Origin of the sequence: Mariniflexile maritimum (assembly GCF_009746565.1) — a bacterium.
GTDB classification, from domain to species: domain Bacteria; phylum Bacteroidota; class Bacteroidia; order Flavobacteriales; family Flavobacteriaceae; genus Mariniflexile; species Mariniflexile maritimum.
Window position 1 is genome coordinate 94,105 of the sequence record NZ_WRPN01000012.1, and the last position, 11,238, is coordinate 105,342.

Annotated in this window: 4 protein-coding genes and 2 pseudogenes; 5 read left to right on the forward strand and 1 reads right to left on the reverse strand. The window is 38.9% G+C overall.

The window, feature by feature from the left end:
• Window positions 1-248: 248 nt before the first annotated feature.
• From GQO80_RS13955 to GQO80_RS15975, 5 genes and pseudogenes are all read left to right on the forward strand, one after another.
• Window positions 249-3,248 (forward strand): DUF2264 domain-containing protein, encoded by a 3,000-nt coding sequence (locus GQO80_RS13955; RefSeq protein ID WP_232333194.1) that lies wholly within the window; start codon window positions 249-251, stop codon window positions 3,246-3,248.
• A 36-nt stretch (window positions 3,249-3,284) separates the two neighbouring features.
• The gene (locus tag GQO80_RS13960) at window positions 3,285-4,865 is read left to right on the forward strand and encodes an alpha-L-fucosidase (protein WP_157208984.1); all 1,581 of its coding nucleotides are present in this window, start codon (window positions 3,285-3,287) and stop codon (window positions 4,863-4,865) included.
• Between the two features lie 176 nt (window positions 4,866-5,041).
• Window positions 5,042-7,192, forward strand: coding sequence for a T9SS type A sorting domain-containing protein (locus GQO80_RS13965; RefSeq protein WP_157208985.1), 2,151 nt, complete (start codon window positions 5,042-5,044; stop codon window positions 7,190-7,192).
• A gap of 143 nt (window positions 7,193-7,335) precedes the next feature.
• On the forward strand, window positions 7,336-10,563 hold the full coding sequence (locus tag GQO80_RS13970; RefSeq protein ID WP_157208986.1) for a glycoside hydrolase family 2 TIM barrel-domain containing protein: 3,228 nt from the start codon (window positions 7,336-7,338) through the stop codon (window positions 10,561-10,563).
• A gap of 97 nt (window positions 10,564-10,660) precedes the next feature.
• Window positions 10,661-10,735, forward strand: a pseudogene (locus GQO80_RS15975) (BfmA/BtgA family mobilization protein); the annotation flags it as partial.
• Between the two features lie 396 nt (window positions 10,736-11,131).
• On the opposite strand, the pseudogene GQO80_RS13975 reads toward GQO80_RS15975, so the two are convergent.
• Window positions 11,132-11,238: pseudogene (locus GQO80_RS13975) on the reverse strand (IS982 family transposase); the annotation flags it as partial.

An 11,238-nucleotide genomic window follows, 5' to 3' on the forward strand; every position in this document is an offset into this window, starting at 1 on the left:
CATAAAATTCTTTTTAAGAGGCTGTTTTTTCAAACAGTCTCTTTTTGTTTACAAATCACATTGTAAAACTGTTTTTCAGCCATATTAAACATTTGATACAGTAGTTAAACCATAAGTGTTCTTTTTGAAACCTCAATTTTAAGAAAATCCAATCCGTGATAGTTATTTTTACAAATCAATATTTTAACATTATTTCCATGAGATTTTTAAAGCTTTCAATTTCTTTCATTTTATTTATGACAATCGGTATGGCAGTACAAGCACAATCCATAAACCCGCTTTCTGTTAGAAATGAAATGGCACGTGTTGCCAATTGGCAGATCGCGCATTTTAGGGATGCCTATAGCGGCAGGGAAAAGCCCCACCATGTTGCCGATTGGACCAATGGCGCTTTGTATGTGGGGATGGTCAAATTTGTTGAAATGGCCAAAGATGACCGCTACTGGAGCTGGATGAAAACCATTGGCGAACAGCAAAACTGGCAGTTGCACTGGCGAAAATATATGGCAGACGACCATACCATTGGGCAAATGTATATGGAACTGTTCCGGAAATATGGCGATTCTGCCATGATACAACCAACCCAGGAACGGTTCGATTTTATAATGGGCAATCCCAGCAAACAACCCATCACTTTAGATAAATACAAACATTTAGAACGCTGGACTTGGTGCGATGCCTTGTTTATGGCGCCTCCTATCTGGGCAAAACTATCCAACATTACGGGCGATAAAAAATATTCCGATTGGATGATGAAAGAATATGGGGCTTCAAAACAACATCTTTTTGATGAAGAAGAAGGTTTGTTTTTTCGTGATAATAGTTTTATCACCATGCGCGACCATGGCAAAAAAGTATTTTGGTCGCGTGGAAACGGCTGGGTATTTGGTGGCTTAACGCTACTCATGGATGAATACGAGCCCGGTTCAAAAGAATACGAATATTTCAAGGATATTTATTTGAAAATGGCTAAAAAACTGATAGCCATCCAAACACTTGAGGGGCATTGGGCCATGAGCCTTTTAAATCAAGATATATACAAAACCCCGGAAACGAGCGGTACCGCTTTTTTTACTTTCGGGTTGGCTTGGGGTGTTAATAACGGGTTGTTGGATGCAGCTACCTATCGCCCCCATATAGAAAAAGCCTGGAATTGTTTAACGGGTCATATCAACAAAGACGGGATGTTGGGCTATGTACAGCCCATTGGGGCAGGCCCCGATAAATCTTTTGAAGATGAAACGGAAGTTTATGGAACCGGTGCTTTTTTGGCAGCAGGATCGGAAGTTTATAAAATGGTGGGCGGACAACCTATTTTTCAATTGTCAAAACCCGATTATGAAAAAAGCCCGAAAACAGGCATGACCCGCAAGCATTGGGAAGATGCGGCGTTGTATATGCTGAAAGGTGCTTTTAGTTATGTGAATTCCAACGACGACCCCTTGAAATTTCCAAAAATAGGAACGGTGGCCTACCCACGTTGGGAAGCTCAAAATCCTGTTGAAAAGCTGGAAGGCTTGTGCCGAACCTTATTTGTTGCTTCCCCGTTGCTGAAAGAAAACCCGGATTTGGAAATCGATGGTATAAAAATAGCCGAGTATTACCGTCAAAATATTTTAAACCTAATTGACCCTGAGCATCCATCCTTTATAAAAGACAAAGAGGGAACATGGCCCGGACAAACCTTGGTGGAGTTTGGGGCTTTGTCCATGTCCATGTTCATCATTCCAGAAGTGTTATGGGAGCCTTTAACCCAAGAACAAAAAGATATCCTGGCAAAAAAAATGATAAGCTATGCCGATGGCCCCACGGTACCGTCCAATTGGAAATTCTTCAACATATTTATATTGAGCTTTTTTAAAGATCAGGGCTACCCTGTTAATGAAACTTTGTTGGTAGAATACTTAAACAAATCGTTGGAGCATTATCGTGGCGATGGGTGGTATAATGACAACCCTGCCTACGATTATTACAGCATGTGGGCATTTCAAATGTATGGGCCGGTTTGGTCACAGGTTTTTGGAAACAAATATTATCCAGACATTGCAGAAAAATTCAAGGAAAACTTTTTGCCCATGGCAGAAAACTACCCGTATATGTTTAGCGAAGATGGTAAAATGATTGAATGGGGCAGAAGCATCAGCTACCGTTTTGCCTCCGTGAGCCCATTTCCATTGTTGGCATTTTATGAAGACGATTTAAAAAATGCCAATTGGGGCGGCTATAGACGAACAGCATCGGGCGTGTTGTTGCAATTTTTACAACATCCAGAATTTATGAAAGACAGCATCCCAACGCTGGGCTTTTATGGCGTATTCGACCCTGCAACCCAACCTTACAGTTGCCGGGGCAGTGTGTTTTGGATGGCAAAATCATTTTTGAGTTTATTGTCGCCGGAGGATAGTAAATTTTGGACTGAAAAAGAAAATAATGGTGTTTGGGAAAATGAATTAAAGAACACCACCACTACAAACCGTTTTTATAAAGGTGCTGAAATACTGGTTACCAACTATAAAAACATTGGGGCTTCAGAAATCAGGGCGTGGTGCAACGTACCCAGAAAAGATATTAAAGAGGCTTTCCGCTCCAGCGAAAATTATAATAAACTCTCCTACAATTCGGCGTTTCCATGGCAAGCCGATGATACGGCGGGTACGGCTTCCATGAATTATGTGTTTAAAACAAACCAAGAAGACTATCCCTATGAATCGGGGCATTTGTATGAATTTAATAAGTTTGAAGAGGGCGTATATTACCGGAAATTATCATCAGAATATTTAGAAGGCGTTGCGGTTCAATTAGCAGATATGCCTATTGAAAACGGTATTTTAAGGATTGATAAAATAGAATCGGATAAAAAAGTGTCGTTCAGTTTGGGGCATTATGCCTTACCCCATATTAATGGATTTATTAAAAAATCGGTCAGAAAAGTAAATGGGAAAGACGTTCATATTATTGATAATGGCGCTTACCAATTGGCAACGGTGCCCGTTTTAGGTTGGGAAGCTATCAAAACCATCACGTCCACAGGAATCCACCCAGAAACCAGTGAAAGTACCGTCACTAATGTTTCTGAAACCTTTTTGCCTTCTGATAAAAACAAGATGTATATAACGGCTTTATTGTGGAAAAAATCAGGAGAAGATTTTACAGATGAGGAATTACAGGTGGTAAAGAAAGTGAAAGTAAAAAGGGATGAAATTATCGTTACAAATTCTAATAATACGAACAAGATAATTTCATACTAAAATCAAATAAAAATTAACCTTGAAACCCTGTCAAACATGTTAAACACAAAGCAAATTTTATCCGTAGCATTCATCGTGATATTGTGTTCTGCTTGTAATTCAAAGAAAAAAGAAAAACAAGAAGCACCAATTTCTTCTGAAAATTCCATGACTTATGAACCCAATTGGGAATCGCTAAAAAAACATGAAACCCCAGCATGGTTTTTGGATGCTAAGTTCGGAATTTATTGCCACTGGGGCCCCTATTCCGTGCCTGAATACGAAAACGAATGGTATGCCCATTGGATGTATGTCAACAAAGACAATCCTGAAGCTAAAGACGGCAAAGCCAGTAAATTTTATGAGCATCATGTAAAAACTTATGGGCCTTTGGACAAGTTCGGTTATAAAGATTTTATTCCCATGTTTACCGCTGAAAAGTTTGATGCTGCCGAGTGGGCTGAGCTCTTTAAAAATGCAGGCGCAAAATTTGCGGGACCCGTATCTGAACATGCCGATGGTTTTGCCATGTGGGATAGCGATTTAACAACCTGGGACGCCAAAGACAGAGGGCCTAAGCGCGATATCATGGGGGAACTTTCCAAGGAAATCAAAAAGCGCGACATGAAATTTATTGCCACCTTTCACAGGCATTGGTTGCTGGGATGGTATCCCACTTGGGATGAAACCACAGACGCTTCAAATCCAGAATTTGCTGGGTTGTATGGGCCGAAAATGAAAAAAGGCGATTTTCAATACCCACCAAACCCACATGACATCGATGCTGGTATTGAAAAATATTATCCTTTGGCTGATGAGGCATTCAATAAAGAATGGTTGGCCAGATTAAAAGAAATTGTTGATAAATACAACCCAGATTTGGTGTGGTTTGATAACAAAATGGATGTGATAGGGGAGCAGTACAGAAAAGAATTTTTAAGCTATTATTACAATCATGGCGCTAAAAACAATCAGGATGTTGTTGCCACCTATAAGTTTTACGACTTCGCCAAAGGAAGTGCCGTTTTGGATTTGGAACGCTCCAGAATGAGTGAAAAACAAGATTTCCCATGGTTGACGGATGATTCCATCGATTGGAAATCGTGGTCGCATATCAGCAATCCCAATTATAAATCTGCCAATAGGCTCATTGATTTTTTAGTGGATGTGGTCAGTAAAAGCGGCGCGGTTTTATTGAATATTACCCCAAAGGCAAATGGCGAAATCCCTGAACCCGTTAAAGAACGCTTGTTGGAAATGGGCGATTGGTTAAAAATAAATGGAGAAGCCATTTACGGCACGCGGCCCTTTAAAATTTATGGCGAAGGCAAAGCGCAGGTTGTGGAAGGGCATTTAAGCGAAAACAAAAACCCGGACAATACGTCGGATGATATTCGTTTTACAACCAAAGGAGATATATTATACGCCACTGTTTTAGATTGGCCAAAATCTAATGAAACGATTATTTCAACTTTAAAGCAAGGCAATGCACATTACACCAAAACCATAAAAACCATTGAATTATTGGGTAATCCCGGAACTTTAAAATTTGATGTTAAAGCAGATGGCCTGCACATTTATTTACCGCCGCACCCGGTTGGAAAACATGCTTTTGTGTTTAGGATTATATCAGATTAAACAATTGATGATTCGCTAGCTGTTTATATTTAAAAAGTTTTCACAATGCGTGTATTTATAGCTAACTAATCATTTGTTCCCCAATGAAAAACATATGTTGCACCATTAAAACCTTATGGACAGTAAACTAAATAATTAAGGTCTTACTTTTGTGTTAAAACCTAAAAACTGTTGATATGATTAGAATGATACACTATTTATGCATTATTATTCCATTAAATGCTGCACTGTTTGCCCAAAACGTCTATGTGGCAACCAACGGGAATGATACCAATAACGGTACCATCGGCAGTCCTTTTAAAACCTTTTCTAAAGCCATATCTACTATGTCGGCAGGCGATGTTTGTATTATCAGGGGCGGTATTTATGAGGAAGAGCTGTTGGTAAACAAAAGCGGAACGGCCGGTAATTACTTAACTTTTAAGGCCGCAACGGGCGAAGTTGTGGAAATCAGGGCCACTTCCCAAATAAACGGGTGGCAATTGCACAGCGGCACTATTTATAAAGCAAATGTTACAATGGGTATTGAAAGTAGATTACGTGCCGTTTATCATAACGACGAATATATGGATTTGGCAAGATGGCCCAATAACACCGATAACAACCGTTGGACATTAAACACCATACCTGTTACCGGTGGCGATGGTACGCATTTTCTAACCAGTGGGATCCCAAATATAGACTGGACTGGTGGCTGGGTATATTATCTAGGGGCCCATTCTGGAGCAAGCTGGACAAGAACCATTACCAGTAGCACCACGTCGAGAATTGACCATACGGGAGTAAATGCCAACAGTTGGCCTTTTAACCCACACAATCCTGGTGTGTGGCGAGATTATCCAGGTAACAACAGAGGGCAACTTTATTTATCCAATAAATTGGAAGCGTTGGATTATGCCAGGGAATGGTATTATGACAGTGCTACCCAAACGCTTTATTTTCAACCTGCCAATGGCATGATGCCTATAGATGGTGAAGTAGCATTTGCAACCAGAAGATATGCCTCGGAACTAAACGGAAACTACATAGAAGTAGAAGGCATTAATTTTTTTGGGGGTAGCGTATTGGTTAAAGGCACCAATAATATTTTCCTAAATAACAAAATTACACATGGTAATGAAGGATCCGATGATTTAAGCAACACTTCAGCTAGTTTAGGAAACGCAGCACTGGAAGTTAGGGGCGGAAACACATGGGTTAAAGGCTGTACCATAAACCATAGTGCCGCAAATGGCATCACCGTAGAAAATTGGTCTGGAGCACATAACTCGACCATAGAAGGAAATTACATTAGCAACATCGATTATATAGGAATACATGCTACGCCTATACGCTCCATGGCAAACAACATAAAAATATTGAAAAACACGATTGTAAATGCAGGTAGGGATGGTTTGTATGCCATAGGAAGTGATTGTGAAATAGCCTATAATGATGTATCTTTTTCAGAATTGATAAATAGTGATTCTGGGGTATTCTATACGGTGGGAAACGCGTCTTTAAAGAACAATGAAATACACCACAATTGGTTTCATGATGCCACGGCACCAGCCTATTCGCATGAAGCTAACGGCCCGGGTAAGGCGGCAGGTATTTATTTAGACAATAATAGTAAAGGATACACGGTTCATCATAACGTGGTTTGGAATGTGTCTTGGAGCGGGATTCAAGTAAACTGGAACAATACCAATTTGGATTTTTTCCACAACACGATTTGGAATGCCGAACGTGCCATGGATTCTTGGGTAAATGGGTATGCGCAACAAAACAACAAATTATACAACAATTTTGCCAATACCGGAAGTTGGTTTACAGGTAATGGCACTGCGGAATTCGACATTCAAAATAGTTTAATAGCAGCGGTATCTCCTTTTGAAGATGCCAATAACCAAAATTTTATGCCAAAGCCTGGTAGTGCCGTAATAGACCAGGGAAGAGTCATCTCTGGCTTTGTGAAACCTTACAAAGGAAGTGCGCCCGATATTGGCGCTTATGAAAGAGGAGGTACTATGTGGACTGCTGGGGTAAATGCCATTGAAGATTCTGGAGAACCCCTAAGCGTTTCAGAATTTGGCACCAAAACAGGTTTAAATATGTATCCAAATCCAGCAACCAATTTTTTGAAGATTGGATTCACCGATAACCAAAGTTTCAACGGAGCCTCGATAGCTATCTATTCCCTGGTTGGAAACTTGGTAAAATCCATGACCGTTGATGGCATCAAAGGAAACACAAGCATCCCCGTACAGGATTTATCAAAAGGCATTTATTTGTTAAAAGTCACATCGCAACAAGGCGTTTTTACAGGAAAATTTATAAAAAAGTAAACAATTTCGATTTCAAAGCTCTAAATAGACATCAAATTTATTACAGATGATGGGCAATAATTAGGTAATAAAATCCGGAATTCATAAGGCCTTGCCCTAAATTAGAGCAAGGTCTCTATATTCAACATAAATAGCTCAAGAAAATGATGAAAAAAGCGATATTTATATTTTTAGCATTACCTGTTTATTTAATGGCACAACAAAACGATTGGGAAAACCCACATGTAAACCAAATAAACAGACTACCGGCACATGCTACTTTTTATTCTTATGAAAATGCGGAATTGGCCATAAAAAATATAAGGGAACAATCAAAACTGTTCACATCATTAAATGGTAATTGGAAATTCAATTGGGTGGCAAAACCAGAGGAAGCTTCCAATGATTTTCAAAATACCGACTTTAATGCTTCAACATGGGATGTTATAGATGTACCCTCCAATTGGGAAATGCGCGGTTATGGTACACCTATTTATACCAATTCAACCTATCCGTTTTTTAGCGATTTTCCATTCATAAACCATCATGATAATCCTGTTGGGCATTATATAAAATCCTTTGAAGTTGATAAATCTTGGAATGGCAAAGACATAATTCTTCATTTTGGCGGCGTGTCTTCGGCATTTTATGTTTGGGTAAATGGCGCATTTGTGGGTTATAGTGAAGATACCCGATTGCCTTCGGAATTTGACATCACAAAACACATTAAAGAAGGTGCAAATAAAATAGCCGTTAAGGTATATCGCTGGAGTGATGGCAGCTACTTGGAAGCACAAGACCATTGGCGTATGAGCGGTATAGAACGGGAAGTATATTTACGGGCTGTTCCAAAAGTGCGTTTGTCCGATTTTACAATTCGAACCGAATTTGATGAAAGCTACGAGCATGCACTATTGCAAATACGCCCAGAGTTCGTTGCAAACATAGCCGACAAATATGTTGAAAAAGTAGGGCATTTTGGAGATAATCCATTACATACCAAAGTAGATGATTGGACATTAACCACGCAACTATTGGATGCGAATGGCCTTACAGTTGGAGAAGTGACAAATACAAAACTCAAAAAATATTTTGGCGAATTCTACCCACAGCGCGACAATGTACCGTTTGCGTTGATAGAAACCGAAGTGAAATCGCCAAAAAAATGGTCGGCAGACAGTCCGTATTTATACACTTTATTGTTTACGGTAACAGATGACCAAGGAAACAAAATTCAAGTTACAAGTACCAAAGTTGGTTTTAGAACATTAAAAATTGATGACCGTGGACGCTTTTTGGTAAACGGAAATCCCGTGAAAATGATAGGGGTAAACCGCCATGACCACGATATGAAAAACGGAAAAGCCGTTTCTAGGGCAGATATGGAAGCCGATGTAAAGCTGCTAAAACAATTCAATTTCAATGCGGTACGAACCTCACATTACCCCAACGACCCATATTTTTATGATTTATGCGATACCTATGGCATTTATGTGATGGACGAAGCCAATTTAGAAACACACGGTCTTCGTGGGAAACTATCCAATGTGCCAGAATGGTCCAATGCTTTTTTGGAACGAGGCGTGCGCATGGTGGAGCGTGATAAAAACCACCCAAGTATTGTTTTTTGGAGCTTAGGAAACGAATCCGGTATGGGCCCCAACCACGCTGCGATGGCAGGTTGGATGAAAGAAAAGGATCCCACACGATACATTCATTATGAAGGCGCACAGGGCGATGCTACCGATACACGTTATAAAAAAGGCTATTTTGACCTTGGCAAAGGAAACCCAACCGACCCGAAATGGGTGGATATGTTGAGCAGAATGTACCCACAACCACAAGAACTACAAAGCTTGATTGATGATACCAGTTTTGATAAGCGGCCCGTATTGATGTGTGAATATGCCCATGCCATGGGGAATTCATTAGGGAATATGCAAACCTATTGGGATGTTGTTTATAAAAACGACCGGGCGTTGGGTGGCTATATTTGGGATTGGATAGATCAAGGTCTCCTAAAAAAAGATGAGAATGGCACCGAATTTTTAGCATATGGTGGCGATTTTGGCGATATACCTAATTCGGGCAGTTTTTGCCTCAACGGCATTATTGCAGCCGACAGAACCCCAAAACCTGAGATTTACGAATGTAAAAAAGTCAATCAACCTGTTGTTATTTCAGAAGTCAATAGGCTAAACGGCGAATTTAAAATTTTGAACCGCCATCATGCCGTCAATTTATCGCAGTACGATTTGGTTTGGCAACTATCAAAAAATGGCGTTGTGGTGCAATCGGCGACTTTAGCGTCTTTGTCAACAAAACCAAATGAAACCAGTAATTTTAAAGTTCCTTTTAAAACACCAAAAGCATCAGCTGGCGATGAGTTTTTTATCAATATTCAAGGAAAACTTAAAAGCGATGTTTTATGGGCAAATAAAGGGTATGTGGTTTTTGAAGAACAATTCAGAATGCCTTTTCATGTAGAAAAATCAGAAGAAAAAGCAAAAAAACAGCCTCGGTTGAATGTTAATGAAACTTCAGGTAAAATCATGGTAAGCAACAAATCAATAAATGTTGAGGTTGATAAAAAAACGGGGCTTATTGTTTCATATAAATTTAAAGAAAACGAGTTTTTCAGTACGCCATTAAAACTGAACTTTTGGAGACCCGAGACCGAAAATGATGCTGCTTACAGAAAAGCAAAGAACCAAACCAATGAGCGCGATTGGATGAAAGCAGGCGATCGATTTACAGTTAAAAATGTAAAACTGATTTCTGAAGAAACAGGGAAAGCCACGATAAAAGTAGATGGTACCATTGTAAACCCCAAAACAACAGTTTCGTTAATCTATACCATTTTTGGAAACGGTAAAATTCAGGTGGATTATACCAGCACTATTGATGAAAATGCCCCGAACATCCCAAAAATAGGGATGCAGTTTGATATTTCAAACCAGTATAAGAACGTTACTTATTTTGGAAAAGGGCCTCAGGCCAATTACCAAGATAGGCAAACGGGTGCGTTTGTTGGTTTGCATAAAGGCGATGCCAACACGATGCATTATGGGTATGCAGTCCCTCAAGAATATGGGAACCACATGGGTACGCGCTGGTTTAAAATTCAAAATGATTCAGGAAAAGGCTTTATGGTGAAAAGTGAAAATCCTTTGAATTTTAGCGTATTGCCTTATAGCACCAATAACATTGAAGTAGCGAAACACACGAACGAATTGATTGAGCGCGATGTTTTAACCGTAAATATCGATTTAATCCAAATGGGCGTTGGCGGCGATAATACGTGGTCGTTTCGGGCAGAACCTCATGAACAGTTTAGGATTAAACCAGGAATTTACAATTACATTTATACAATAATGCCAGTTGAAAATTAAGTATATGGTTACTTTATTAAATCATTTTTACATATAACATTGCCATAAATATTTAGGGACTATAACATAAACTTACTCACTTTAAGGTTTAGTGTCAACTAAAGAAGCCAAACTATTAAAAAGAATCAACGCAGTCATCGCGATAATGAGGGATGTTGAAAAGACCCAAACCTAAAAAACGGAAAGAAAATACCATTTCAGACGAGAAAAAGTGCGTATAGTTAAATTATTTAAAACTCGTCGTAAATTAGTTTAAAATTATCATCCGATCAATCCGTGTCAGGGCTTTGTCCATTATTTCCAATTTGGATTCTCGCTTATTTTGAAAAAAACAATTTATGACCATAGAGTAACTTGGTGTGATTTATTATGAAATTAAATGACTAAAACGACATGATTTTTGAGTAGAAGTCGAACTATAAACAATTAAAATGGCGATAAATACTTATTAGGAAAAATTGAAAGCGCGGATGAATAAAAATAGCTAATAATTTTCAGATTTTCGGTTCGGAACCATTGGAAACAAAATTTTACAGTAAGAAATTAATTAAATAACCCGTTGTGCATTTTAAATAATGCTAATTTTAATATTATTAATGTTTCTGTCAAATATAAACTTATTGATATACTGGATAGTTGTTAAAGCAGTTATCTTAGATATTATTCTGGTTTTAA